Here is a 25,083-nt window from a genome sequence, read left to right as displayed (position 1 = left end):
TTATCCTTGTAAGGATTTGTTGCACTCAAGTGAGGAAAACCCCGGATGATGATCCGCGATACCCGTCTCAAGACATCCCTTCTGCGTGGCCTGACCATCACTCTGCTCGGCCTGACCCTGCTCTCGCCCGCTGCCTATTCTGCCGACAAGGTTGCACTGACCTTGTACAACGGCCAACACAAGGAGGTCGGCGATGAACTTGCCAAGGCCTTCGAAGCCAAGACCGGCATCCACGTCAATGTGCGCAAGGGCAGCAGCAACCAGCTGGCCAGCCAGGTCGTCGAAGAAGGTGACCGCTCCCCTGCCGACGTGATCTACACCGAAGAATCGCCGCCGCTGAACAAACTCGGCGAGCAAGGCCTGCTGGCGACCATCGACGCCAGCACCCTCGACGCTCTACCCAAGGAATACGTGGCCGCCAACGGCGCCTGGATGGGCGTGACCGCACGCACCCGGGTCGTGGCGTTCAATCCGAAACTGATCGCCGAGAAAGACCTGCCCAAGTCGGTACTGGATTTCGCCGGCCCCGAATGGCAAGGCAAGGTCGGTTTCGTGCCCACCAGCGGCGCCTTCCAGGAACAGGCCGTGGCGATCATCAAGCTGCACGGTCGCGAAGCCGCTGAAGAATGGCTGACCGGCCTGCGCGCCTTCAGCAAGGTCTACAGCAACAACATGGTTGCGCTCAAGGCCGTGGAAAATGGCGAAGTCGCCACCGTCCTGGTGAACAACTACTACTGGTTCGCCCTGAAGAAAGAAAAAACCAACCTGGATTCGCAGCTGCATTACTTCACCGACGGTGATGCCGGCGGCCTGATCACCGTGTCTGCCGCTGCGGCGCTGAAATCCAGCAAGCATCCAAAGGAAGCCCAGCAATTGTTGGCCTTCATGGCCAGCGAAGAAGGCCAGCGGGTGATCACCAACACCTCCGCCGAATACCCGTTGCGCAAAGGCATGCAATCCAACCGCGGCCTGAAGCCTTTCAGCGAGCTGCAACCGCCGAAAGTCACCCCTGCCGACCTGGGCAACGCCGAAGAAGCCCTGGAACTGGAACGTGACGTTGGCTTGAACTGATGAACCCATCGCTCCCCGCCCCCGCCTTGCGCGGGGGTTTTACGCCGAGACGCAAACGCCCTTCAATCTGGTTGCTGCTGCCTGTCCTGCTGCTGGTGGGCCTGAGCCTGTTGCCGCTGGCGTATGTCGGCCTCAAGGCCTGGCAAGCGGGTTGGGCCGAGGCGGTGCATTTGCTGTGGCGGCCTTATGTGTTCGGGCTGCTGCGCAACACCCTGGCGCTGATGGTCGGCGTGACCGTGGCCTGCGGCATGATCGGCTTGTCCCTGGCATGGCTGCTGGAACGCAGCAACCTGCCGGGACGGCGTATCTGGGGAGTGATCCTGTGCCTGCCGTTTGCCGTGCCGGCGTTCGTCAGCAGCTTCACCTGGGTTTCATTGAGCGCCAATTTCGAAGGGCTGGGCGGGGCGATCCTGGTGATGACCTTGTCCAAATACCCGCTGGTGTTTCTGCCGGTGGCGGCGACCTTGCGCAATCTTGATCCGTCCCTGGAGGAATCGGCCCGCACCCTTGGACTGAATCGCTGGGGCGTGTTCTTTCGCATCACCTTGCCGTTGCTGTGGCCATCGCTACTGGCGGGGGCGCTGTTGATTGCCCTGCATATGCTGGTGGAGTTCGGCGCGCTGTCGATCATCGGCCTGCAGACGTTTACCACCGCGATCTATCAGCAATTCGAGCTGGAATTCAGTAACGCCAATGCGGCGATGCTCTCGGCGGTGCTGCTGGTGATGTGCCTGACACTGCTCTGGCTGGAATTGCGGGTACGCGGCAAAGGCCGGCACGTGCGCACCGGCCAGGGCGCAGCGCGGCATGCCGAGCAGGTTCGGCTCGGCAAATGGGCGCCGCTGGGGCAACTGTATTGCCTGCTCCTGGCGATCATTGGCAGCGGCATTCCACTGGGCATGCTGGGTTACTGGCTGGCAGTGGGCAGTTCGGCGGCATTTCCGGTTGCAGAGATCGGCGAGGCGCTGCTTTCTTCCTTGGCGTTGTCCTTGGGCGGCGCTGCGCTTTGCCTGTTGTTTGCCGTGCCTGTGGGCTTGCTGGTGGTGCGCTACAAGGGCCAGCTCGCCCTGTGGGCCGAACGCCTGCCGTACCTGCTGCACGCCCTGCCCGGCCTGGTGATTGCGCTGACGCTGGTGTACTTCGCGCTGCATTACGTGCCAGCGCTGTATCAGACGTCGGCGTTGTTGCTGATCGCTTATGCGTTACTGTTTTTGCCCCTGGCCCAGGCGCCAATCCGCACCGCGCTGAACAAGGCAGCCCCCCAGCTGGAAGAAGCGGCGAGAACACTGGGGGCGTCGTCGTTCAGTGCGTTTTGCCGGGTGACTTTACCGATTATTTTCCCGGCATTGGGCGCGGCGTTTGCGCTGGTGTTCCTGGATGCGATGAAGGAATTGACGGCGACGTTGCTGCTTAGTCCTACTGGATTGAACACCCTGGCGACTGCCGTGTGGGCGCATACCTCGAATGTGGAATTCGCGGCAGCGGCGCCCTATGCAGCACTGCTGATTCTGGTGTCGGGGCTGCCGGTATATCTGCTTACGACGCGGATGTATCTGAGCCGCTGAAGCCGCCATCGCAGGCAAGCCAGCTCCCACATTTGAGTGCATTCCAGAGTTGGAACTCGGTCGAATGTGGGAGCTGGCTTGCCTGCGATGAGGCCGGAACAGCCAACATCAAGCCCTGAACTGCCCCAGGCTCGCCTTCAACTGCGCCGCCAACCCATCCAGCACCTTGCCACTGGCGGTGGTCTCTACCACCGCCTGCGCCGCTCGCTCGGCCTGGGCATGAATGATCTCCACCCGCCCACGCACCGCATGCGCGCCTTGCGCCTGATGCTCAGCCGCACGCGTCGCCAGGCCAATCGCTGCATGCACCTGCTCTACCGAGGCCTGCACCGACTGCTGCAGGCGCACGCTGTCGCGCAATACCAGCAGACCTTCGCTGGCCTGGCGCCCGGCCTTGCCGATGGTCTCTACCGCCTCACGGGCGCCTTGCTGCAAGGCCACGATATGGGCCTGGATGTCGCCGGTAGAGCTCTGGGTTTTACTGGCCAGGGCACGCACCTCGTCCGCCACTACCGCAAACCCGCGCCCGGTCTCACCGGCTCGCGCCGCCTCAATAGCCGCGTTGAGTGCCAACAGGTTGGTTTGCTCGGCAATCCCGTGGATCACCGTCAACACCACCTCAATCTGCTCGCTCTGCTGCGCCAGGCGCTCGATCACCTTGGACCCGGCCTGCACCTGCCCCGCCAACGCCTCGATCAGGCTGCCGACCTCGGCTGAAGTGCGTGAGTTCTCATCGGTCGCCTGGCGAATATCCACCACCTGCTGCAAGGCCGCCTGCATCGCATGGCTTTCCGCCTGGGCCTCGTCAGCCATCTGCGACAGCGCCCGCAGACTTTCAGCCACCTCATCACGCTGCAAGCCGGCGGCTGCATCGGCCCCCGCATTGCGCAGGGTCATGGCGCCGATTTCCACGCCGGTACGCTGGGCCACATCACCCGCTTCGCGCACGATGGGCTGCAACTTATCCACAAAGCGATTGACCGCCGAGGCCATATCGCCGATTTCGTCCCGGCTGTTGATCTGCACGCGCTTGGTCAGGTCGCCCTCGCCTGCCGCCAGATCGTCCATTGCCGCAATCAGCAGCTTCAGGCGATTGACCACCCGGCGGCCGAGCACCACAGCAATCAGCAACAGCACGCCAAAGCCTACAACCGCCAGGCCCATGCCGATGCGCCAACGCAAGGTGCCTGCCGCCTCTTGCACGGCATTGGTGGTATTGGCGGTCATCTGGGTGGCCGTGGCTTGTGCCGACTGCAAGCGCGCGCCCATGGCGGCGGCGCTGTCAGCGGCGGCACCTTTGAGGCTGTCGCCCACCAGCTGATCACTGCTGGCGATCAACGCGGCGAAGCGCTTATCCAGCGCCGCCAGATCAACGTCTACCGAAGCGGTCGAAACCCCCATGATGACCTTGCCGATTTCCACGCCATTGGGGCTGATAGACGCCTCGAGGTAGTAGACCGCCGGATCGTTTTTCGCCGCATCCAATACCTTATCCAGGGCTCGCTCGCCCTGCCCTTTCTCGAGCAACGCTGCGTTAATCGGGTTATCCCGGTTCAGGTAGCGCGTCAGGTGCTGGCCCGTGGCATCGTCGTAGACCACGAACAACACATTGGGATTGCGCTGGGCACGCCGAGCAAATTCCGACAGCGTCGGCACGTCGCTGTCCCACATGGCGCGGGGCGCCACCGAGGCCAACAGTTGCGCCATATCGTTGGCGGAGTCCTTCAGGTCTTTTTCCAGGGTCGCACGCAGTTGCTTCTGCTCATCCTGCAGGCGCGTGGAAAGCCCCGCCGTCAGGCGCTGGCGGGTGCTGGAAGACAGGCTGTCCAGACTCGAGGTGACTTCCTTGCCGGCCTGGGCCAGTTCACCGGAAAGCTTTTGGCTGTCGACACCCAGCCGATTGTCTAAATCGGCTTCCAGGGCGGTGACCGTGCTCCGGGTCAGAGCGACGGCCACCAGCACTTGCACCAAAAGAGCGATACCTAGGGTAACGAACACCGGCCGCAACAGCCGGCTTTGTAACAATGAGAGAACGGCAGACACTGGGAATCCCTCCACCACGGGTGCCATTAATTTGATAGCACCGCGAAAGAAAGAACCATAGCAAGGGTCGTGCCGTTTACCAGGCGCAAACGACAAAGGGCTCCCGAAGGAGCCCTTTGCTTTTTACATCAACAGCTTATTAAGCGAACGGGTGACGCAGAACGATGGTCTCGTTGCGGTCCGGGCCCGTCGAAATAATGTCGATTGGCGCACCGATCAGCTCTTCAACGCGCTTGATGTAAGCGCGTGCGTTGGCTGGCAGTTCTTCCAGGGTCTTGGCGCCCACGGTCGATTCGGTCCAGCCCGGCACTTCTTCGTACACAGGCTGCAGGCCTACGTAGCTGTCAGCGTCGGTTGGGGCAACGTCCTTGCCTTCTGCATCTTTGTAGCCGACGCAGATGTTGATGGTTTCCAGGCCGTCGAGTACGTCCAGCTTGGTCAGGCAGATGCCCGAGATGCTGTTCACATCGATAGCACGACGCAGGATAACGGCGTCGAACCAGCCACAACGACGAGCACGGCCAGTAGTCGCACCGAACTCGTGACCTTGTTTGGCCAGGTGCGCACCGACGTGGTCGAAGAGTTCAGTCGGGAACGGCCCCGAACCTACACGCGTGGTGTACGCCTTGGTGATGCCGAGGATGTAGTCCAGGAACATCGGACCAACGCCCGAACCAGTCGCAACGCCACCAGCGGTGGTGTTGGAGCTGGTGACGTACGGGTAGGTGCCGTGGTCGATGTCCAGCAACGAACCCTGGGCGCCTTCGAACATGATGTCTTTGCCAGCGCGACGCAGGTCGTGCAACTCGGCAGTCACGTCCAGCATCAGCGGCGTGAGCAGCTCAGCGTATTCCTTGCACTCAGCCAGGGTCTTTTCAAACTCGATGGCTGGCTCTTTGTAGTAACCCACCAGCATGAAGTTGTGGTAATCCACCAGTTCACGCAGCTTGTCTTCAAAGCGCGGCATGTTGAGCAGGTCGCCCACACGCAGGCCACGACGTGCAACCTTGTCTTCGTAGGCCGGGCCGATGCCGCGACCGGTCGTACCGATCTTCAGCTCGCCACGGGCCTTTTCACGGGCCTGGTCCAGCGCAACGTGGAAGGACAGGATCAGCGGGCAGGAAGGGCTGATACGCAGACGCTCGCGCACGGGCACGCCTTTCTCTTCCAGCTTGGTCATCTCGCGCAGCAAGGCGTCAGGTGCAACCACCACGCCGTTGCCGATCAGGCACTGCACGCCTTCGCGCAGTACACCCGACGGGATCAGGTGCAAGACGGTTTTTTCGCCATCGATGACCAGGGTGTGGCCAGCGTTGTGGCCACCTTGGTAGCGCACTACGGCGGCAGCATGTTCGGTCAGCAGATCAACGATCTTGCCTTTGCCCTCATCACCCCATTGGGTGCCCAGGACTACGACATTCTTACCCATAACACTTGTCCTCATTCGCGCAAACTTGGTGCCGGCAGCGGCCGGCAGGAAAACTCAAGAAGCCAGTGGCGATACTTGCCAAAGCCCGTTCTGCTGAATCAATTGCCGGTCGCAGTCCGCTTCACGGGCGGCGGCCAATGGCTGCCCAGGCAAGGCCTGGACCACACGTTGACCCTCACTGCGCAACTGGCAAACCTGCTGCCAGAGTGCTGCGTCCGTACTGTCGGGCATCCAGATACCGCCAGACGGCAGTTCGACCTCAGCACGCCCCAGGGTCACCAGGGTTTTCAAATCAGTGGAAAAGCCGGTCGCCGGACGGGCACGACCGAAGTCGGCGCCGATATCGTCATAACGACCGCCCTGGGCAATGGCCTGGCCAACACCCGGGACAAACACCGCGAACACCACACCGGTGTGGTAGTGGTAGCCGCGCAACTCACCCAAATCAAAATACAGCGGCAACTGCGGGAAGCGCGCAGACAACTGCTCGGCAATCGCCAGCACGTCATCCAGGGCCGCCAATACATCAGCCGGCGCATTCGCCAGACGATCACGGGCAGCGGTCAGTACTTCACGGCCGCCACACAGATCCACCAGCGCACGCAGCATGCCCGCCAGGTCAGCAGGCACGCCCGCCGTCAAGGCAATCACTTCATCAATAGCCTTGCGTTGCAGGGCGTCGAACAACTGCTGCTCCACTTCACCCGACAAACCGGCCGCACGGGCCAGGCCGCGGTAGATGCCGACATGCCCGAGGTCCATGTGCACATCCGGCACATCGGCCAGTTGCAGCATGGCCAGCATCAAGCTGATGACTTCCACGTCGCTGCTCGGGCTGGCATCGCCATACAACTCGGCGCCCAGCTGGATCGGGCTACGGGAAGACGACAAGGCACGCGGTTGAGCATGCAGCACGCTGCCGGCGTAGCACAGGCGGCTCGGCCCTTCGCGACGCAGGGTGTGCGCATCAATGCGCGCGACTTGCGGCGTGATGTCGGCACGAAAGCCCATTTGCCGGCCCGATTGCGGGTCGATGACCTTGAAGGTGCGCAGATCCAGGTCCTGGCCCGCGCCGGTCAGCAGGGATTCCAGGTACTCGATATGGGGGGTCACGACAAACTCGTAACCCCAGCTCTGGAACAGATCCAACACCTGGCGGCGCGCGATTTCAATGCGTGCAGCTTCTGGTGGCAGTACTTCTTCGATGCCATCTGGCAGCAGCCAGCGGTCTACCGTTGCCATTACGCCATTCCCCTATGATCCGGGCGGCCAGCCCTCGGGCGAGCCTTGAGTGAAGCAGAAAATACCCGGCCCCTGCATAAACCACGCGCAAGAGCGACGTGACGAACGACCAACAATCGGCCTCGTCGGGCACTTTCCTCGAAAAACCTGTGGCGCCTGCGGAGCAAAACCACAATCAAACATGCAGACGCAAAAAAGCCGGGAATTTCCCGGCTGCCGCATCATACACCCGTTTTCTGAAAGGATCACCCCGCCCGGCATTTTAGCCGCCCGACGGAGTGATTCTCAGACTACATGCGGGTTACTTGGACTTTTCCAGGTAGCGGAAGAAATCGCTACTTGGGTCCAGCACCATGACGTCGGTTTTGTTCGCAAAGCTTTCACGGTAGGCACGCAGGCTACGGTAGAACGCGTAGAACTCCTGGTCCTGGCCATAGGCCTTGGCGTAGATCGACGCGGCTTGAGCATCACCATCACCACGGGCCTCTTCAGACTCGCGATAGGCTTCTGCCAACAGTACGCGTCGCTGACGGTCGGCATCCGCACGGATCCCTTCTGCCAGTTCGTTACCCTTGGCGCGGTGCTCACGAGCCTCGCGCTCACGCTCGGTGCTCATACGCTCGAACACGCTGCGATTCACTTCCTTCGGAAGGTCGATAGCCTTGACCCGAACATCGATCACTTCGATGCCCAGTTCTTTTTCCGCCATCGTGTTCAACGAACGCGTGATGTCAGCCATCAGCGCATCACGTTCACCGGATACCACCTCGTGCAGGGTGCGCTTACCAAACTGGTCACGCAGGCCCGATTCCAGACGGCGCGACAAACGCTCGTCGGCAATCTGCTTGAGGCCGGAGGTCGCGGTGTAGAAACGCTCGGCATCCTTGACGCGCCACTTGGCGTAGGCGTCAACCATCACGGCTTTCTTTTCCAGGGTCAGGAAGCGCTGTGTCGGTGCATCCAGGGTCATCAGGCGGCCGTCGAACTTGCGCACCTGGTTGACGTAGGGGACTTTCACATGCAGGCCCGGCTGGACATCTGCCTGGACCACGCGACCGAATTGCAGCAACACCGCGCGCTCGGTCTGAGACACGATATAGAAGCAGTTCCAGGCAGCGATGACCACGACGACGCCCACAATCAGGGCGGTCAGCGATTTATTGCTCATCAACGACTCTCCCTGGTACGTGTTTGCTGTTGCAGCAAGTCAGCGGCCGCACGGGCGCTCGCTTCGTTGGCAGCGGCAGTTGAACCGGTAGCCGGTGCGCTGGTGCTGCTACGACCACCTTCAATCATCTTGTCCAGCGGCAGGTACAGCAGATTGTTCTGCCCGCCCTTGCTGCCGGTCACGAGAACCTTGCTGGTGTTGCTGAAGACTTCCTGCATGGTGTCCAGGTACAGACGCTCACGAGTGACTTCCGGTGCCTTGCGGTACTCGGCCACCAGCTTGGTGAAACGATCTGCCTCACCCTTGGCACGGGAGACCACTTCGTCGCGGTAACCGTTGGCATCCTCAAGGATGCGCTGGGCCTGACCACGGGCTTCCGGCACGACGCCGTTGGCGTAGGTTTCAGCCTGGTTGCGCGAACGCTGCTCGTCTTCACGGGCACGGATCACGTCATCGAAGGCTTCCTGTACTTCGCGCGGTGCAGCTGCGCTCTGTATGTTGACCTGGGTTACGGTGATACCGGTGCGATAGGTATCGAGGAACCGTTGCAGGCGCTCCTTGATCTCGCTGGCCATCAATTCACGACCTTCGGTCAGCACCTGATCCATTGCGGTGGAACCCACCACGTGGCGCAGGGCACTTTCAGTCGCTTGTTGCAGGCTGATTTCCGGCTGATCGACGTTCAGCACGAAGTCCTGCAGGTTGCTGATCTTGTACTGCACGGTCAGCGGCACTTCGACGATGTTCTCGTCTTCGGTCAGCATCTGGCCCTGCTTGGTGTAGGCACGCTCACGCGTGACGTTTTCCATGTACTTCTTGTCGATCGGCGGGAAATAGATGTTCAGGCCAGGGCCGACGGTCTCGTAGTACTTGCCGAAGCGCAGCACCACGGCTTGCTCCTGCTCGTCCACCACATAGACGGCGCTGTACAGCCAGACGGCCGCCAGCACAACGAGGCCGATGCCGAGCAGGCCGTAACCACCGCCCTTGCTCGTACGACCGCCTTCGTCACCACCACCACGTTTTTTTCCACCACCGAACAACCCATTCAGGCTTTCCTGCAGCTTTCGGAAGGCCTCGTCGAGATCTGGTGGCCCCTTGCGGTCGCCATTATTGCGGCGTTTACCACCCCAAGGATCCTGATTATTCGAGTTGCCACCCGGCTCATTCCAAGCCATAGCGCTCTCCATCTGATAAAGCAAAGACGCACCCACGGCGCGCCGACCAATGCTACAGAATGCCTGTCACAGCGGCACAACCGCTTTCTCAGGCTTTTATTGCAAAGTGTGTTGTTCGATGAACTCCGTCGGCACAACACCTTCCCGACTGACCAGCCGATTCAGCTCCGAGCGCGGCAATCGAACGGCCAGCAAGCTGACACCTTCTTCGTCGTGTTCTTCTTTCTGTACCGCGCCCAGCTCGAAAAACTGTGCACGCAGTCGAGCAAAACGCTGAGGCAAGCGCAAGGTGCCAACAAACAAATCGCTGCCCAACAACTCGGCAATGGCTTGTTCAAGCAATTCCAGACCACTGCCATCACGCGCCGACAGCCAGACCCGCTGGGGCTTGCCGTTTTCGTCGCGCTGGATTTGTGGCTCAACGCCTTCAAGCAAATCGAGTTTGTTATAGACCTCGAGGATCGGCAAGTCCTGGGCACCAATCTCGCCCAGTACCACCATGACCTGTTCAATCTGCAACATGCGATCCGGTTCGGCCGCATCGATCACGTGCAGCAGCAGGTCGGAATTACTCGACTCTTCGAGCGTAGACCGAAATGCCTCGACCAGCTTGTGGGGCAAGTGACGAATGAAACCCACGGTATCGGCCAGGACAATCGGCCCCAGGTCGTCCAGTTCCAGACGGCGCAAGGTCGGGTCAAGGGTCGCGAACAGTTGGTCGGCCGCGTACACGTCCGATTTCGTCACGTTATTGAAGAGCGTGGATTTGCCGGCGTTGGTATAGCCCACCAGGGAAACGGTCGGGATATCCGCACGCATACGGCCACGTCGCGATTGTTCGCGCTGGCTGCGCACCTTCTCCAGGCGGCCCTTGATCTGTCGCAGGCGCACCCGCAGCAGACGCCGGTCGGTTTCCAGCTGGGTTTCACCCGGGCCACGCATGCCGATACCGCCACCCTGACGCTCAAGGTGAGTCCAGCCGCGAACCAGCCGGGTGCTCATGTGGTCAAGCTGGGCCAGTTCTACCTGGAGCTTGCCTTCATGGGTACGGGCGCGCTGAGCGAAAATATCGAGAATCAAACCCGTACGGTCGATCACGCGACACTCGAAGACTCGTTCGAGGTTACGTTCCTGACTGGGCGTGAGGATGTGATTGAAAATCACCAGATCGGCCTTTTCGGCATGGACCAGGTCGCGCAGTTCCTCGACCTTGCCGCTGCCAATCAGGAATTTGGCGGTTGGCCGATGACGCGGCACGTTAAAAAACGCGACGGTCTCGGCGCCGGCCGAATTTGCCAATTCCTGAAACTCCTGCGGATCTTCGCGCGCCTCAGGGTCCTGTCCATCCAAGTGAACGAGGATTACTCGCTCACCACCACCGTGGCGCTCAAAGAACAAAGGAGACTCCTATCAGGCGTTACCCGGTGCAGGCTCGGCGTCACCCTGTTCTTCGGTTGCGCTAGGCAGACGAATCGGACGAACCGGCACTACGGTCGAGATAGCGTGTTTGTAAACCATCTGGCTTACGGTGTTTTTCAGCAGGATCACGAACTGGTCGAACGACTCGATCGTACCTTGCAGCTTGATACCGTTGACCAGATAGATGGAAACCCCAACTTTCTCTTTACGTAAAGTATTCAAGTAAGGGTCTTGTAGCGAATGCCCTTTTGACATGTGCCGCACTCCTTTAAGGATCAATAATAAAAAAACGGAAAATAGATAGCTTATGGCCGTCACACCCCCAAGGATAGACGGCAATTGCAAGGACTCAGCTCAATATGGAGACCGTGCCCAAGTATTTCAAGGCGCGTGACAGATTGTCGCTGTCCAGGCTGTCCAACCAGTGCAATTCGCTCCAGCTGCGCAACCAGGTGAACTGGCGCTTTGCCAATTGGCGCGTAGCAATGATGCCGCGCTCCTGCATTTCGGCTGACGTCAGCTTGCCATCCAGATGATCCCAGACTTGGCGGTAGCCTACAGCACGTATCGAAGGCAGCCCCGGATGCAGGTCACCTCTTGAACGCAGTGCTACGACCTCCTCCACAAACCCCTGTTCCAACATAATTGTGAATCTTTGTGCAATTCGTTCATGCAGCACCTGACGATCCGCCGGAGCGATGGCCAGATTCGCCACAGTATAGGGCAATTGTGACTGTCCCGAAGCGCCTGCTTCAGTACTTTGCGCAGTTTGTTTCAGCCTGTGTTCAGTCATGGTCTGGCCACTGACCCGCCAGACTTCCAAGGCTCGCGTCAGGCGCTGGGGGTCATTGGGGTGAATCCGTGCGGCGGAAACTGGATCCACCGCGGCCAACTGGTCGTGCAGGGCTTGCCAGCCAAGGCGCGCAGCCTCTTCTTCAAGTTCGGCGCGCACCTGGGCATCGGCCGGCGGCATGTCTGCCAGGCCTTCCTGCAAAGCCTTGTAATAGAGCATCGTGCCGCCTACCAGCAGCGGAATGTTGCCCCGCGCAGTGATATCGGCCATGGCGGCCAAGGCATCGTTGCGAAAATCAGCCGCCGAATAGCTCTCACTGGGATCGATAATGTCGATCAACCTGTGCGGGTACTGGGCCAGCAGCTCTTTCGAGGGTTTGGCGGTGCCGATGTCCATGTCCCGGTAAACCAGTGCAGAGTCGACACTGATGAGTTCGCACGGCAAGACCTTGGTCAGTTCGATGGCCAGGTCAGTCTTGCCGGCGGCCGTCGGGCCCATCAGGAAGATTGCGGGGGGCAAGGCACTCATCAACGGCCGCGCAAGAACAGTTTGTCCAGATCGTCCAGGCCCATCTGAGTCCAGGTCGGTCGGCCATGGTTGCACTGGCCGCTGCGCTCGGTGTTTTCCATGTCCCGCAGCAAGCCGTTCATTTCCGGCAGGGCCAGGCGCCGATTAGCGCGGATGGCGCCGTGGCAGGCCATGGTGCCGAGCAGTTCATTGATATGGGCCTGGATACGATCACTGGTGCCGTACTCCATCAAGTCTGCCAGTACGTCAGCCACCAGCCGGTTGGCCTCGGCTTGCTTGAGCAAAGCCGGGATCTGGCGGATCGCCAGGGTTTCCGGGCCCAGGCGTTGCAGCTCAAAGCCCAGCTTCTGGAACACGCTGAGGTGTTCTTCGGCACAATCGGCCTCGCGCTGGCTGACCGCCAGGGATTCCGGCACCAGCAGCGGCTGGCCACTGAGGCCTTCGCTGGCCATGGCGATCTTCAAGCGCTCGTACATGATCCGCTCGTGGGCCGCATGCATGTCCACCAGCACCAGGCCATGGGCGTTTTCCGCAAGGATGTAGATGCCCTTGAGCTGAGCCAGGGCGTAACCCAGCGGCGGCACATCGCCCTGGCCTTCCGGCAAGGCGGCAGCACCCGACTCGGCTCCGGGCAGCGGCGCGAAAAACTCGCGATAGGCTGCCTGGGCTTCGGCCACCAGCAACGCTGATTGCGGGCGCGGCGTGTATTGGTATTGGTAACCGGCGCCAGCGCCTGAGCCAGGCGCGTTATAGCTCGGCTGGGCTTGCGGCGATTGCAGCAGGTTGGCTGCCAGGCTCATTTCACCCTGAGGTCCGAACTCACCGGCTTCCGGCCCCGTAGGACGGACGATGGCCGTGACAATCGGCGCCGCCAGTTGATCATCCGGGCGCACATCGCCCAGGGCGCGGTGCAAGGTGCCATAGAGGAAATCGTGGACCATGCGACCGTCACGGAAGCGCACCTCGTGCTTGGTCGGGTGCACGTTAACGTCAACCACCGACGGGTCGACCTCAAAAAACAGCACGAACGTCGGATGCCGCCCGTTGAACAGCACGTCGCGATACGCCTGGCGCACCGCATGGGCCACCAGTTTGTCGCGCACCGCCCGGCCATTCACAAAGAAGTACTGCAAGTCAGCCTGGCTGCGAGAGAACGTCGGCAACCCCACCCACCCCCACAACCGCAAGCCATTGCGCTCGATCTCGATCGGCAGCGCCTGCTCCAGGAACCCCGCGCCGCAGATGGCCGAGACGCGCCGGGCACGGGCCGCATCATCATGGGCCTCGTGCAGGCTGAGGATGGTCTTGCCGTTGTGGCGCAGGTGGAAAGCCACATCAAACCGGGCCAGGGCCAGGCGCTTGATGACTTCCTGCAGGTGATCGAATTCGGTTTTTTCGGCCTTGAGGAATTTGCGCCGGGCCGGGGTGTTGAAGAACAGGTCGCGCACTTCCACCGAGGTGCCCACCGGATGTGCCGCCGGCTGGACCCGGGGCGCCATGTCGCGGCCTTCGGTTTCCACTTGCCAGGCCTGGTCGGCGTCGCGGGTGCGGGACGTCAGGGTCAGGCGGGCCACGGAGCTGATGGAAGCCAGGGCCTCACCGCGAAACCCGAGGCTCATCACCCGTTCAAGGTCTTCCAGGTCACGAATCTTGCTGGTGGCGTGACGGGCCAGAGCCAGCGGCAGGTCATCGGAGGAAATCCCGCTGCCGTCGTCGCGCACTCGCAGCAGCTTGACGCCGCCCTGCTCAACGTCGACGTCGATGCGCTTGGCGCCGGAGTCGATGCTGTTTTCCAGCAATTCCTTGATCACCGACGCTGGCCGCTCGACCACCTCACCCGCCGCGATCTGGTTGGCGAGGCGCGGACTTAGCAGCTCAATGCGCGAAGTGTTGCTCAAGACTGTTTCGCTCATTATTGCGCCGCCAGTTCAGTGCCCGGGATGGTCAACACCTGACCGACCTTCAATTCATCGGTCTTCAGGTTATTGGCGCTGCGCAAGGTTGCCGCAGACACCTGGAAGCGCACCGCCAGCATCGCCAGGGTGTCGCCCGGCTGGACGCGATGGTCACGCGGCCCCTGGGCGATCTTCCCGGAGTCACGCAGCCAGGCGATATAAGTGCCCGGCGGCGGGTTCTGCTGGAAGAACTGGCGAACACCGGCGCTGATGGAACGTGCCAACGCCTGCTGATGGCTGGCAGAGGCCAGTTTCGAGGCTTCGTTGGAGTTGGAGATAAACCCGGTTTCCACCAGGATCGACGGAATGTCCGGCGACTTGAGCACCATGAACCCGGCCTGCTCCACGCGCTGTTTGTGCAGCGAGGTGACGCGACCAATGTTGCTCAGGACTTTCTGCCCGACGTTCAGGCTGGAGGTCAGCGAGGCAGTCATCGACAGGTCGAGCAATACGCCGGCGAGCATCTTGTCCTTGTCATCGAGGGATACGTTGCCAGCCCCGCCGATCAAGTCAGAACGGTTTTCACTGTCCGCCAGCCAGCGGGCGGTCTCGGACGTAGCGCCGCGATCAGACAGGGCAAACACCGAGGCACCAAACGCAGCGGCCGAAGGCGCGGCGTCGGCGTGGATCGACACAAACAGGTCAGCCCCCTTCTTGCGGGCGATCTCGGTACGGCCACGCAGCGGAATAAAGTAGTCGCCGGTACGGGTCAGCTCGGCGCGATAGCCTTTCATGCCATTGATCTGGCGCTGCAGTTCGCGGGCGATGGCCAGTACCACGTCTTTTTCATGCTGGCCGCGCGAGCCGGAGGCTCCCGGGTCTTCGCCGCCGTGACCGGCATCGATGACCACGATGATGTCACGCTTGCCCGCGGGTGCAGGTGGTGGTGGCGGCAATTTGACCTGAGGTTGCGACTGGTTGACCGGCACCGCCGGTATCGTCGCGACGCTTGGGGTTGGCGCAGGCGGCGGCGCGGCATCGGCGGCATTGTCGAACAGGTCGACTACCAGCCGGTTGCCATACTGCGCGTTGGGCGCCAGCACGAAGCTTTTCGGCGTCACGGCCTTTTTCAGGTCGATGACCACCCGCAGATCGGTCGGCGTACGTTGGGCCGAGCGCATCGCGGTAATCGGGGTATTGGCCATGGCAACTTTCAACGGCGCGGCCAGGGTCGCACCGTTGATATCAATCACCAGGCGATCGGGCGCCGTGAGGGTGAAGACGCTGTGCTGAACCGGGCCAGACAGGTCGAATACCAGTCGCGTGTTATCCGGAGCCCGCCACAGGCGAACACTTTTCACCTGTGAGGCCGCCAGTGCATTGAAAGTCATTGCCGCAAGCAACACCCCTACGACAGTAACCAACGCGCGAAAGCGCATACCTAACCCCATCAATTATTTGAATTCCAATGCCAAGGCGGCGCACCACGACTCGCCGCGCGCGCTCTGGGACAACAACTTCAGCTGACGTCCGTGCTTATGCGGGGTAATGGTAATGGTCAGGTCCGGCTTTGGCAAAAAGCCTGTGCCTTTATCTGGCCACTCGATCAGGCACAGAGCGTCCTCATCGAAGTAATCGCGGATGCCCATGAATTCCAACTCTTCGGGATCCACCAGGCGATACAAGTCGAAATGGAAGGCGCGCAGCTCGCCGATTTCGTAGGGCTCAACCAAGGTGAACGTAGGGCTTTTCACAGCACCTGCGTGCCCCAACCCGCGAATGATGCCCCGGGACAGGGTGGTTTTCCCGGCCCCCAGATCACCTTCCAGAAAGATCAGGCCCGAGCCTTTCGTCACCTGGGCGATACGGTTGCCGAGGACGACCATTGCATCTTCATCGGCCAGGAAAAGGATTACTTCAGACACGGCGATTGCTCCTCCAGCAACTGACGAATGGCAGGAATCAGGTCGCTGGCGGCCAGCCCGCGACCGTAGGTGCCCTGGCGATCTCCGGCAGTGGCATGCAGCCAGACCGCCAGGCAAGCGGCATCAAATGCCGACATGCCTTGCGCCAGTAAAGCACCGACCAGGCCGGCCAACACGTCACCCAGGCCAGCGGTTGCCATCGCAGGATGACCCTGATCACAACGGGCAACGCGACCGTCCGGGCGGGCGATCAAGCTGCCCGCGCCCTTGAGGATCGCTACTGCATTGAATTTCTGACTCAAGGCGCGCGCCACGTTAAGGCGGTCGGCCTGAACCTCGGCTGTCGAAATACCCATCAAGCGGGCCGCTTCGCCAGGATGCGGAGTGATCACGCAGTTGGCCGGCAAGCTGACGCTGCCCGTCGCCAGCAGGTTCAAGGCATCGGCATCCCAGACTTGTGGCTGCTTGGCGCTGGCCGCTACCGACAGCAGGCTTTTGCCCCAGGAAGCCTCGCCCAGGCCCGGACCGATGACGATCACGGAGATCTTTTCCAGCAAGCCCATCAACTGATTGGCCGAGTGCACGCCCACGGTCATGACTTCCGGCAGCCGCGCCAGCGCCGCTGCAACATGCTCACTGCGGGTCGCCAGGGAAACCATGCCGGCGCCGCTGCGCAGGGCACTTTCGGCACTGAGCAAGGCGGCGCCGCCAAAACCACGGTCGCCGCCGATCAGCAATAGATGGCCGAACTGGCCTTTATGGGCGTCCGGAGAACGCGCAGCGAGTTGCGGCAATTGGCCGGGCAACAGGTGCTGAACGTCGGGTATTTCGTGTTTTGTCTGCGGCATGCGTCTTCAAGCTCCGATGTCTGGCAGAATTATACGCATCTAACCTGCGGTTTCTCTTGTTCATGCCTGCTATTACCTACGACCTGCCCGCCCTCGCCCAATCGATCAAAGACTGGGGCCGCGAGCTGGGCTTTCAACAAGTGGGCATCAGCGGCCTGGACCTCGCCGAGCATGAGCAGCACCTGCAACGCTGGCTCGACGCCGGCTACCACGGCGAAATGGACTATATGGGCGCCCACGGCAGCAAGCGCTCACACCCGGAAGAACTGGTACCCGGTACTTTGCGCGTGGTGTCCCTGCGCATGGACTACCTGCCCGGCGACACACAAATGGCCCAATTGCTGGCCAAACCCGAAAAAGCCTACATCTCCCGTTATGCCCTCGGCCGCGACTATCACAAACTGATCCGCAAGCGCGTGCAGCAACTGGCCGACCGGATTCAAGCGCAGATCGGCCCGTTCGGCTTCCGCGCGTTTGTCGACAGCGCCCCCGTGCTGGAAAAAGCCATCGCCGAACAAGCCGGGCTGGGCTGGATCGGCAAAAACACCCTGGTGCTCAACCGCAAGGCGGGCAGTTACTTTTTCCTGAGCGAGCTGTTTGTCGACCTGCCATTGCCGGTCGACCCACCGCACACCACCGAACACTGTGGCCGCTGCACCGCCTGCCTGGACATCTGCCCTACCAATGCCTTCGTCGGGCCCTACGTGCTGGACGCCCGGCGCTGCATTTCCTACCTGACCATCGAGCTGAAAAGCGCGATCCCCGAAGAACTGCGCCCCATGATCGGCAATCGGGTATTCGGCTGCGATGACTGTCAGATCGTTTGCCCGTGGAATCGTTTCGCCCGGCCTACCGATGAAGGCGATTTCAAGCCACGGCACAATCTGGACAACGCCGAGCTGGCCGAATTGTTCATGTGGGATGAGGACAAATTCCTCAGCAGCACCGAAGGCTCGCCCCTGCGCCGCGCCGGTTATGAGCGCTGGCTGCGTAACCTGGCGGTGGGTCTGGGCAATGCGCCATCAAGCATTCCGGTGCTGGAAGCGTTGAAGGCACGTCGGGAATATCCGTCCGAACTGGTGCGCGAACACGTGGAATGGGCGCTGAACCAGCACGCCGAACGTCAGTGCACGTCGTCGTTGTAGACGAACTTGGGCATTTCCCAATGGAAGCGGATCGCCAACAGGCGCAATAGAAAGCCGCTGAATAGCGTCAGCAGGATTGATTGCTCGCTGGGCAGTTCCAGATAGATGCACAGCATGTAAAACCAGGCGGCCAGGAACGACACGCTGGCGTACAGCTCGCGGCGGAAGATCAGCGGGATGTCGTTGCAGAAGATGTCCCGCAGGATGCCGCCGAATACCCCGGTGATCACCCCGCTGACTGAAGCCACCAGCATACCGTGGCCCATTTCCAGGGCGGTCATGCTGCCGATCAGGGTGAAGGCCACCAAGCCGACGGCGTCCAGCGCAAGGAACAGTGAGCGCAGGTGGCGCATCAATGGGGCGATGAAGATCGTCACCAGGGCCGCGACGGAGGTCAGCACCAAGTATTCCGGGTGTTTGACCCAGGTCAGCGGGTAGTGGCCGAGCAACACGTCACGCACCGAACCGCCGCCCAGCGCCGTCACGCAGGCGATCAGCACCACACCAAACCAATCCATCCCGCGCCGCCCGGCGGACAAGGCGCCGGTCATGGCTTCGGCGGTGATGGCGACGAGGTAGAGCATCAGCAGCATGGTGGCGATCCTTGCAAAGAGGCGCGCAGTCTAATCATTTGGTGATGGCACCAAAAGGGGGCGAGTCCTTAAGAACTTAAAGCTCTTCCTAATGTGGCGAGGGAGCTTGCTCCCGTTGGACTGCGCAGCAGTCCCATTTTTCAGGGCCGCTTCGCAGCCCAGCGGGAGCAAGCTCCCTCGCCACAAAAACGCCTCACCACGACTCAAATCAGAACTTGATGAAATGCTTGCGGTAATGCTGCAGCTCGGCAATCGACTCGCGGATATCGTCCAGCGCCAGGTGGGTGCTGCCCTTGTGGAAGCTGTCCTTGACTTCCGGCGCCCAGCGCGCGGCCAACTCCTTCAAGGTCGACACATCCAGGTTGCGGTAGTGGAAGTAGCTTTCCAGCGCCTTCATGTGGGTATAGAGAAAGCGGCGATCCTGGCAAATGCTGTTGCCGCAGATCGGCGACTTGCCCTTGGGCACCCACTTTTCCAGGAAGGCGATGGTTTCAGCTTCAGCCTCGGCCATGCTCACGCGGCTGTCGCGCACACGCTGGGTCAGGCCCGAGTTGCCGTGGGTGCGGGTGTTCCACTCGTCCATGGTGGCCAGCACCGCGTCGCTGTGGTGAATGGCTATCACCGGACCTTCGGCCAAGGTGTTGAGGTTGCTGTCGGTGACAATGGTCGCCATCTCGATGATGACGTCGGTGTCAGGGTTCAGACCGGTCATTTCCAGATCGATCCAAATCAGGTTCTGTGGGTTTTGCATGTCGTGGTTCCTTGGCACCTTGGCGTAGCTGCGCAGTTTAGCAGGCAGGGCGTGCTAGACTCGCGACCGTTTTACCTAACCTTTGCATTATCGACACGGAACACCAATGGCCAAACGCCAGCTTAACCGTCGCCAAAACTGGCGCATCGAAAAGATTCAGGGTGAACGCGCTGCCCGCGCCGCCAAACGTGAATCCTCCGCCGTAGAAGCGCTTGAGGGCGGCGACCTGGGCCCCGAGCAAACGGGCCTGGTGATCGCGCACTTCGGTGTGCAGGTCGAAGTCGAGGCCACCGAAGGCGATCACGCCGGCCAGGTGTTCCGTTGCCACCTGCGCGCCAACCTGCCTGCGCTGGTGACCGGCGACCGGGTGGTTTGGCGTGCCGGCAACCAGGGCATCGGCGTCATCGTCGCCCAGTTGCCGCGCACCACCGAACTGCGTCGCCCCGACAGCCGCGGCCAGCTCAAGCCGGTGGCGGCCAACGTCGACATGATCGTCATCGTCTTCGCGCCACTGCCCGAGCCCCATGCCAACCTGATCGACCGCTACCTGGTAGCTGCCGAACACGCCGGCATCCGCCCGCTGTTGCTGCTGAACAAATTCGATCTGATCGACGAGCACAACGCCCCGGCGCTCAACGCGTTGCTGGCGGTGTACCGCACCCTCGGCTACCCGGTGCTGGAAGTCTCGGCGCATCACGGCAATGGCATGGAACAGTTACAGACCGAACTGGATGGACGCATCAGCGTGTTCGTAGGCCAGTCGGGCGTGGGCAAGTCGTCCCTGGTCAACAGCCTGTTGCCGGAAGTCGAAACCCGTGTTGGCCCGCTGTCGGAGTTGTCCGGCCAGGGCACCCACACCACCACCACCGCGCGGTTGTTCCACTTCCCGGGTGGCGGCGAGCTGATCGACTCCCCGGGCATCCGTGAATTCGGCCTGGGCCACGTGAGCCGCGCCGACGTGGAAGCGGGCTTTATCGAGTTCAACGATTTGATCGGCACCTGCCGCTTCCGCGACTGCAAGCATGACCGCGAGCCAGGTTGCGCCCTGCTCAAGGCACTGGAAGACGGCCGCGTGCAGCAGCAGCGGATGAACAGCTATCGCTCGATCATCGCCAGTTTGCCTGAGACCACTTACTAAGCTGCGAATCGGGGCCGTGCCATGCTTTGACACACATAAAGCATGGCTCGGAACCCCCATCCCCATTGATTAAATCAAGTCAGCCATCAAGAATCCGCTGCAACTGGGCGGCCCATGATGCAAGCCAGCTTGAATTCGATTTTCCCAATGCTCATACTCGCTCCGTCACCAGCGCAAGCTGGCAGGAGTCTGGATCCTTTTCGGGGTTGATCCAGCGGCGCAGAAGGGGCGAAGCAAGCTCCACTGCGTGTCGAATGAAGCCGCCTTCGGGCGGCTTTGCTTTTTCCGGGGAATCGACGATTGCCTCTCTACTACCATCCTAAACAAGGCGATGTTCTTCTATGCGACTTCACACGGGGCTTTGTGGCTCCTGAAATGCTGAAGATCCGCAAAGTCGTCGTCATATCGCCTACTGCCACACACAAGCGCAAACTGTGCACAGTGGTCCCGATCTCCTCCACTGCTCCCGACATTCAGTACGACTGGCACCATTTATTGCGGATCAATCCACTGCACACCGATGGCTATAAAGCGCTATGGGTGAAATGCGACATGATCTACACCGTCAGTTTCGAGCGACTGGACAAGCTGCACAGAAAGACCAGGACCACAGGGCGAGAGTATTTTGTACCGCGTCTGGGCGCAGAGGATATGCGAGGCGTGATTGACGGAGTGAAAGCTTATCTCCCCCTCTGATACATCGCTCAAAAAAATGCCCCGAGAGTTCGGGGCATTTTTTAATTGTCGAAACAACACTCATGAACCAGTGGCTGGCTGAGTCGGATCCTTCATTCCACCGTCATCAAACAGGTTCAGCTTCTGCCGCAGCTCATGGGCTGGCAGCGGCTCCTGATCGGGCGGCAGTGCGTTCGGGTCTGCCGGCACTTCGCCCGGCGCACCCTCACCCTGGGTCGGTACCGGCGGTGCTGCGTGCTGGTCACCTTCAATCGCCCGCTGGGCTTTTTTGGTCAGCACGACGATATCGATGCGTCGGTTGATCGGGTTGAACGGATCCTTGGGATCAAACAGCTGCGAGGAAGCAAACCCCACCACCCGCGCCACTTGAGGGTCCGGATAGCTACCAGCGACCAGTGCACGACGCGCGGCATTGGCCCGGTTGGCCGAGAGCTCCCAGTTGCCGAAATCGCCCTGCCCGGCATACGGCTTGGCGTCGGTGTGGCCGCTGATGCTGATCTTGTTCGGCACCGCCTTGATGGTGTCGGCCATGGCCAGCAGGATGTCTTCAAAGTACGGCTTCAACCGCGCGCTGCCAGAGTCGAACATCGGCCGGTTGGCGGCGTCCGTGATCTGGATGCGCAAGCCATCGGGCGTGATCTCGAAGGAAATCTGATCCTTGAACTTCAGCAGTTGCGGGTTTTCCTCAACCTTGGTTTGCAGCTCTTGCAGCAGCAATTCCAGGCGCTCCTGCTCAACCTGGTCGGCCATGCTCTCGACGGTATCGCGTTCGATCGGGATTTTTTCCTGAGGCGAGTCGGTCTTGATTTCCGGGTTGATGGTGCGCTCGGGCGCCAGTTGCGGCGAACCACCGAGGTCGATCACAAAAGGCGTGCCGCTCTCGGAGAAACCGATGGGGTCCTTGAAGTACCCGGCGATGGCGATCTTCTGTTCCGGCGTGGCGGTGGACATCAGCCACAGCACCAGGAAGAACGCCATCATCGCCGTCGCAAAGTCGGCGAAGGCGATTTTCCAGGCGCCGCCATGGTGCCCCGCAGCGAAGCGCTTGACGCGCTTGATGATGATCGGCTGGTTGTTTTCCATGGCTTAGCGACCGCGAACCGCTTGTTCCAGCTCAGCGAAGCTTGGACGGTGCTTCGGATACAGAACCTTGCGCCCGAACTCTACCGCCAGCGATGGCGGCATGCCGGAAGCCGATGCCACCAGGCACGCCTTGATGGCTTCGTACAGATTCACTTCTTCCTTGGCATCGTGGGCCAGGGACGTGGCCAGCGGGCCGAAGAAGCCGTAGGCCGCGAGAATACCGAAGAAGGTGCCCACAAGTGCCGCACCTACGTGCATGCCGATGGCCTTCTGGTCGCCTTCGCCGAGGGAAGCCATGGTCACCACGATCCCGAGAACCGCAGCAACAATACCGAAACCGGGCATGCCGTCAGCGACACCGGTCACAGCGTGGGACGGGTGCTCCAGCTCTTCCTTGAGGCTGAACAGTTCCATGTCGAACAGGCCTTCCAGCTCATGGGGCGCCATGTTGCCGGACGACATGATGCGCAGGTAATCGCAGATGTAGGCGGTCATGCGCTCGTCTTTGAGCACCGCCGGGTACTTGGCGAAAATCGGGCTCGCGGCGGCGTCCTCGATATCACCTTCAATGGCCATCATGCCTTCGCGGCGGCTTTTGTTGAGGATCTCGTAGATCAGCCCCAGCACTTCCAGGTAGAAGGTGTGGGAGAAGCGCGAGCTGAACATGCCCAGCGACTTCTTGATCACGTGCATGGTCATGTAGCCAGGGTTGGCTTGCAGGAATGCACCGAACGCCGCACCGCCGATAATCAGCACTTCGAAGGGCTGGATCAGCGCCGCAATCTTGCCGTGGGAAAGGACGTATCCGCCGAGCACGCTCGCGATGACGACGATGATGCCGATAATTTTAGCCATAGGGGATGAGTACTTGCGCCGTCGGGTTCAGGGTCATATTCGCCAGAGTTGAAAACTCTTGTTCTACTTATCGGCAAATCTGCGCCAGACTATAGCCCGTTATGGCGAAAAACCAGTTCGGCCCGTCCCGGGCGTGTTGACCGTAAGTGATGATCGCGCCCCAATCATGGCAAATGAAACGACAGTCCCAACTCAAAAACCCACGACGCTTGCCGCTTGGATAAAGCGTCTGGACGATGTGCTCTTGCCTGTTCCACAGGCGAGTCACGACCGGGTCTGCAAGGCCATCGGCGACAACCGCAGTTCGTTGCGCGATATTGCAGAGTTGATGCAGAACAGCCCCGCGCTGGTGCTCAGCGTGATGCGTGAGGCCAACAACCAGGCCCACGGCAGCCTCGCGGAACCGGCAGAAAACCTCGAAGTGGCGATCAATCGCCTCGGCCTCAAGCGCACCGAAGAACTGCTGCGGCGCCTGCCTTCCGTGCCACTGAATGAAATCCCCGTGGCCCTGCGCCAATTGCAGATGATCAGCCAGCACGCCTCGCAACAAGCCAGCGGCCTGTTCGCCAGCCGCTTGGCACGCCTGTGGCAAGACATTCATTGGGGCAGCCTGCTGTTTCTTTCGCCGCTGTGGCCGATGGCGATTGCCTATCCCAAGCTGCTGGAAGCATGGGAACTGCGGGTGATCCACAAGGGTGAATCGGCCCGCATAGTCGAACAGGATCTGTTCGGCGTGCGCCTGCTGGACCTGTGCCTGGGGTTGACCGAAGCCTGGCGCCTGCCAATCTGGGTGTCCCAGGGTTATACATTGCTGCTGACGGAACAGCGGTTGCTGGCCAAGGCACTGCGCATTGCCCGCGAAGACGAGCCGTTGCGCCAACAGCAGTTGCTGGATGCCGACCCGAACCTGCGCCGCTGGCTGAACCAGCCGGCCAACACCGTGCTGTTGGCCAATGGCTTGGCGTTGGCGGCACAGGAGTCGTGGACCTGCCCGCACACCCAACGCTGGCAATACCTCACTGCGCTATACCTGCAGCAACCGTTGGCCGAAGTGCAGCAGCAGTCTCACCAACACGCAGCGATCAGCGCCCGCACGACCCTGATGCGCGATCTTTGGCACCCGGCGCTGTCGCTGATCTGGCCCTGGGATGTGCAGCGCGTTCACCACGGCTTGCTGCCGGCACCGCCGCCCACCGCCGAATCCCTGGCGATCTGGCGCAAGCGCTGCACCGAATTGCTGGTGGAGCCGAGCCGCTTTGCCAATGCCATGCACCTGACCACCTGCGCCAAGGAAGCCCTGGTGGCCTGCGGAATGCAACGGGTGATGCTGCTGATGGCGGACAAAACCCTGAGCACCTTGCGCGTGCATCAAGTCGACGGCCTGCCCAAGGACGCCGACCACATGAGCCTCGACGCGACACAAAGCACCCTGCTGCAACGCCTGCTGGCCAAGTCCGCCCAGGTGCGCCTCAACCCCGACAACCACGCCCAGTTCTCGGCGCTCTTGCCGCCGGAACTGCGCCGCCTGTTCAAAGGCGAACACCTGCTGCTGCGCTCCCTGAGTTGCAATGGCCGGGTGGTGATGCTGATGGTGGCCGACCAGGGCAGCGGGCCGTTCTCGGAAACCACCGTGCAAGCCTTCGGCAAAACCGCCCAATGCATCGAAAAGGCCCTGCACAGCTTTACCAACCGCAGCGCCTGAAGCTTGCGCTACAATC

The 25,083-nt window shown here is 61.1% G+C and carries 22 protein-coding genes; 6 read left to right on the top strand and 16 right to left on the bottom strand.

The window, feature by feature from the left end:
• Positions 1 to 45 precede the first annotated feature (45 nt).
• Complete coding sequence (locus tag D109_RS0119450) at positions 46 to 1,071, top strand: extracellular solute-binding protein (protein ID WP_017478346.1); 1,026 nt, start codon at positions 46 to 48, stop codon at positions 1,069 to 1,071.
• Positions 1,071 to 2,636, top strand: a complete 1,566-nt coding sequence (locus D109_RS0119445) for an iron ABC transporter permease (RefSeq protein ID WP_017478345.1) — start codon at positions 1,071 to 1,073, stop codon at positions 2,634 to 2,636. The genes D109_RS0119450 and D109_RS0119445 overlap by 1 nt, the downstream gene beginning before the upstream one ends.
• A gap of 108 nt (positions 2,637 to 2,744) precedes the next feature.
• On the opposite strand, the gene D109_RS0119440 is transcribed toward D109_RS0119445, so the two are convergent.
• From D109_RS0119440 to D109_RS0119385, 12 genes are all read right to left on the bottom strand, one after another.
• Entirely contained in the window at positions 2,745 to 4,679 is a 1,935-nt protein-coding gene (locus D109_RS0119440) for a methyl-accepting chemotaxis protein (protein ID WP_026078087.1), read from the bottom strand.
• Positions 4,680 to 4,818: 139 nt separating this feature from the next.
• A complete protein-coding gene (locus tag D109_RS0119435) occupies positions 4,819 to 6,108 on the bottom strand; it encodes an adenylosuccinate synthase (RefSeq protein ID WP_017478343.1) in 1,290 nt (429 codons plus the stop codon).
• Positions 6,109 to 6,162: 54 nt separating this feature from the next.
• Positions 6,163 to 7,350, bottom strand: a complete 1,188-nt coding sequence (locus D109_RS0119430) for an ATP phosphoribosyltransferase regulatory subunit (protein ID WP_003217507.1) — start codon at positions 7,348 to 7,350, stop codon at positions 6,163 to 6,165.
• A 301-nt stretch (positions 7,351 to 7,651) separates the two neighbouring features.
• Complete coding sequence (gene hflC / locus D109_RS0119425; protein ID WP_017478342.1) at positions 7,652 to 8,518, bottom strand: protease modulator HflC; 867 nt, start codon at positions 8,516 to 8,518, stop codon at positions 7,652 to 7,654.
• Positions 8,518 to 9,696, bottom strand: a complete 1,179-nt coding sequence (gene hflK / locus D109_RS0119420) for an FtsH protease activity modulator HflK (RefSeq protein ID WP_017478341.1) — start codon at positions 9,694 to 9,696, stop codon at positions 8,518 to 8,520. The genes hflC and hflK overlap by 1 nt, the downstream gene beginning before the upstream one ends.
• 96 nt (positions 9,697 to 9,792) lie before the next feature.
• Complete coding sequence (gene hflX / locus D109_RS0119415) at positions 9,793 to 11,094, bottom strand: ribosome rescue GTPase HflX (RefSeq protein WP_003217514.1); 1,302 nt, start codon at positions 11,092 to 11,094, stop codon at positions 9,793 to 9,795.
• A gap of 12 nt (positions 11,095 to 11,106) precedes the next feature.
• Entirely contained in the window at positions 11,107 to 11,370 is a 264-nt protein-coding gene (hfq, locus tag D109_RS0119410; RefSeq protein WP_003217515.1) for an RNA chaperone Hfq, read from the bottom strand.
• Positions 11,371 to 11,464: 94 nt separating this feature from the next.
• Positions 11,465 to 12,436, bottom strand: a complete 972-nt coding sequence (miaA, locus tag D109_RS0119405; protein WP_017478340.1) for a tRNA (adenosine(37)-N6)-dimethylallyltransferase MiaA — start codon at positions 12,434 to 12,436, stop codon at positions 11,465 to 11,467.
• Positions 12,436 to 14,334, bottom strand: a complete 1,899-nt coding sequence (gene mutL, locus D109_RS0119400; protein ID WP_026078086.1) for a DNA mismatch repair endonuclease MutL — start codon at positions 14,332 to 14,334, stop codon at positions 12,436 to 12,438. Before mutL ends, miaA begins: the two co-directional genes overlap by 1 nt.
• A 14-nt stretch (positions 14,335 to 14,348) precedes the next feature.
• On the bottom strand, positions 14,349 to 15,782 hold the full coding sequence (locus D109_RS0119395; protein ID WP_218187387.1) for an N-acetylmuramoyl-L-alanine amidase: 1,434 nt from the start codon (positions 15,780 to 15,782) through the stop codon (positions 14,349 to 14,351).
• 3 nt (positions 15,783 to 15,785) lie between these two features.
• Positions 15,786 to 16,256, bottom strand: a complete 471-nt coding sequence (tsaE, locus tag D109_RS0119390; protein ID WP_026078085.1) for a tRNA (adenosine(37)-N6)-threonylcarbamoyltransferase complex ATPase subunit type 1 TsaE — start codon at positions 16,254 to 16,256, stop codon at positions 15,786 to 15,788.
• Positions 16,244 to 17,104, bottom strand: coding sequence for an NAD(P)H-hydrate dehydratase (locus tag D109_RS0119385; RefSeq protein ID WP_017478336.1), 861 nt, complete (start codon positions 17,102 to 17,104; stop codon positions 16,244 to 16,246). The genes tsaE and D109_RS0119385 overlap by 13 nt, the downstream gene beginning before the upstream one ends.
• A gap of 62 nt (positions 17,105 to 17,166) precedes the next feature.
• Here D109_RS0119385 and queG point away from each other — a divergent pair, with 62 nt between their 5' ends.
• Positions 17,167 to 18,249, top strand: coding sequence for a tRNA epoxyqueuosine(34) reductase QueG (queG, locus tag D109_RS0119380; protein WP_017478335.1), 1,083 nt, complete (start codon positions 17,167 to 17,169; stop codon positions 18,247 to 18,249).
• On the opposite strand, the gene D109_RS0119375 is transcribed toward queG, so the two are convergent.
• Together D109_RS0119375 and orn are read right to left on the bottom strand one after the other, a co-directional pair.
• Complete coding sequence (locus D109_RS0119375) at positions 18,228 to 18,842, bottom strand: trimeric intracellular cation channel family protein (RefSeq protein WP_017478334.1); 615 nt, start codon at positions 18,840 to 18,842, stop codon at positions 18,228 to 18,230. The two genes, queG and D109_RS0119375, sit on opposite strands and share 22 nt — an antisense overlap.
• A gap of 208 nt (positions 18,843 to 19,050) precedes the next feature.
• Entirely contained in the window at positions 19,051 to 19,593 is a 543-nt protein-coding gene (orn, locus tag D109_RS0119370; protein ID WP_003217529.1) for an oligoribonuclease, read from the bottom strand.
• 106 nt (positions 19,594 to 19,699) lie between these two features.
• Between orn and rsgA the strand changes: the two genes are divergently transcribed.
• Together rsgA and D109_RS0119360 are read left to right on the top strand one after the other, a co-directional pair.
• Positions 19,700 to 20,731, top strand: coding sequence for a small ribosomal subunit biogenesis GTPase RsgA (rsgA, locus tag D109_RS0119365; RefSeq protein ID WP_017478333.1), 1,032 nt, complete (start codon positions 19,700 to 19,702; stop codon positions 20,729 to 20,731).
• Between the two features lie 300 nt (positions 20,732 to 21,031).
• Entirely contained in the window at positions 21,032 to 21,427 is a 396-nt protein-coding gene (locus tag D109_RS0119360) for a type II toxin-antitoxin system PemK/MazF family toxin (protein ID WP_026078084.1), read from the top strand.
• Positions 21,428 to 21,487: 60 nt separating this feature from the next.
• Here the strand turns inward: D109_RS0119360 and motB are convergent, their stop codons facing one another.
• Together motB and motA are read right to left on the bottom strand one after the other, a co-directional pair.
• The gene (gene motB / locus D109_RS0119355; protein WP_017478331.1) at positions 21,488 to 22,510 is read right to left on the bottom strand and encodes a flagellar motor protein MotB; all 1,023 of its coding nucleotides are present in this window, start codon (positions 22,508 to 22,510) and stop codon (positions 21,488 to 21,490) included.
• Between the two features lie 3 nt (positions 22,511 to 22,513).
• Positions 22,514 to 23,365, bottom strand: coding sequence for a flagellar motor stator protein MotA (gene motA, locus D109_RS0119350; RefSeq protein WP_017138472.1), 852 nt, complete (start codon positions 23,363 to 23,365; stop codon positions 22,514 to 22,516).
• Between the two features lie 166 nt (positions 23,366 to 23,531).
• On the opposite strand from motA, the gene D109_RS0119345 reads away from it, so the two are divergent.
• Positions 23,532 to 25,067 (top strand): HDOD domain-containing protein, encoded by a 1,536-nt coding sequence (locus D109_RS0119345; protein ID WP_026078083.1) that lies wholly within the window; start codon positions 23,532 to 23,534, stop codon positions 25,065 to 25,067.
• Positions 25,068 to 25,083 lie beyond the last annotated feature (16 nt).

The sequence above is a fragment of the Pseudomonas sp. PAMC 26793 genome (genome assembly GCF_000313235.1).
Classification (GTDB): domain Bacteria; phylum Pseudomonadota; class Gammaproteobacteria; order Pseudomonadales; family Pseudomonadaceae; genus Aquipseudomonas; species Aquipseudomonas yamanorum.
Note: the sequence above shows the minus strand (reverse complement) of the source record. Positions and strands in the feature narration are given on the sequence as shown.

Bases quoted from the DNA above. Each gene is read 5' to 3' on its own strand.
- motA (WP_017138472.1), bottom strand. From the start codon at position 23,365: ATGGCTAAAATTATCGGCATCATCGTCGTCATCGCGAGCGTGCTCGGC.
- D109_RS0119445 (WP_017478345.1), top strand. From the start codon at position 1,071: ATGAACCCATCGCTCCCCGCCCCCGCCTTGCGCGGGGGTTTTACGCCG.
- orn (WP_003217529.1), bottom strand. From the start codon at position 19,593: ATGCAAAACCCACAGAACCTGATTTGGATCGATCTGGAAATGACCGGT.
- D109_RS0119385 (WP_017478336.1), bottom strand. From the start codon at position 17,104: ATGCCGCAGACAAAACACGAAATACCCGACGTTCAGCACCTGTTGCCC.
- D109_RS0119430 (WP_003217507.1), bottom strand. From the start codon at position 7,350: ATGGCAACGGTAGACCGCTGGCTGCTGCCAGATGGCATCGAAGAAGTA.
- queG (WP_017478335.1), top strand. From the start codon at position 17,167: ATGCCTGCTATTACCTACGACCTGCCCGCCCTCGCCCAATCGATCAAA.
- miaA (WP_017478340.1), bottom strand. From the start codon at position 12,436: ATGAGTGCCTTGCCCCCCGCAATCTTCCTGATGGGCCCGACGGCCGCC.
- hflC (WP_017478342.1), bottom strand. From the start codon at position 8,518: ATGAGCAATAAATCGCTGACCGCCCTGATTGTGGGCGTCGTCGTGGTC.
- hfq (WP_003217515.1), bottom strand. From the start codon at position 11,370: ATGTCAAAAGGGCATTCGCTACAAGACCCTTACTTGAATACTTTACGT.
- motB (WP_017478331.1), bottom strand. From the start codon at position 22,510: ATGGAAAACAACCAGCCGATCATCATCAAGCGCGTCAAGCGCTTCGCT.
- D109_RS0119450 (WP_017478346.1), top strand. From the start codon at position 46: ATGATGATCCGCGATACCCGTCTCAAGACATCCCTTCTGCGTGGCCTG.
- rsgA (WP_017478333.1), top strand. From the start codon at position 19,700: ATGGCCAAACGCCAGCTTAACCGTCGCCAAAACTGGCGCATCGAAAAG.
- D109_RS0119435 (WP_017478343.1), bottom strand. From the start codon at position 6,108: ATGGGTAAGAATGTCGTAGTCCTGGGCACCCAATGGGGTGATGAGGGC.
- hflK (WP_017478341.1), bottom strand. From the start codon at position 9,696: ATGGCTTGGAATGAGCCGGGTGGCAACTCGAATAATCAGGATCCTTGG.
- D109_RS0119345 (WP_026078083.1), top strand. From the start codon at position 23,532: ATGGCAAATGAAACGACAGTCCCAACTCAAAAACCCACGACGCTTGCC.
- D109_RS0119375 (WP_017478334.1), bottom strand. From the start codon at position 18,842: ATGCTGCTGATGCTCTACCTCGTCGCCATCACCGCCGAAGCCATGACC.
- D109_RS0119395 (WP_218187387.1), bottom strand. From the start codon at position 15,782: ATGGGGTTAGGTATGCGCTTTCGCGCGTTGGTTACTGTCGTAGGGGTG.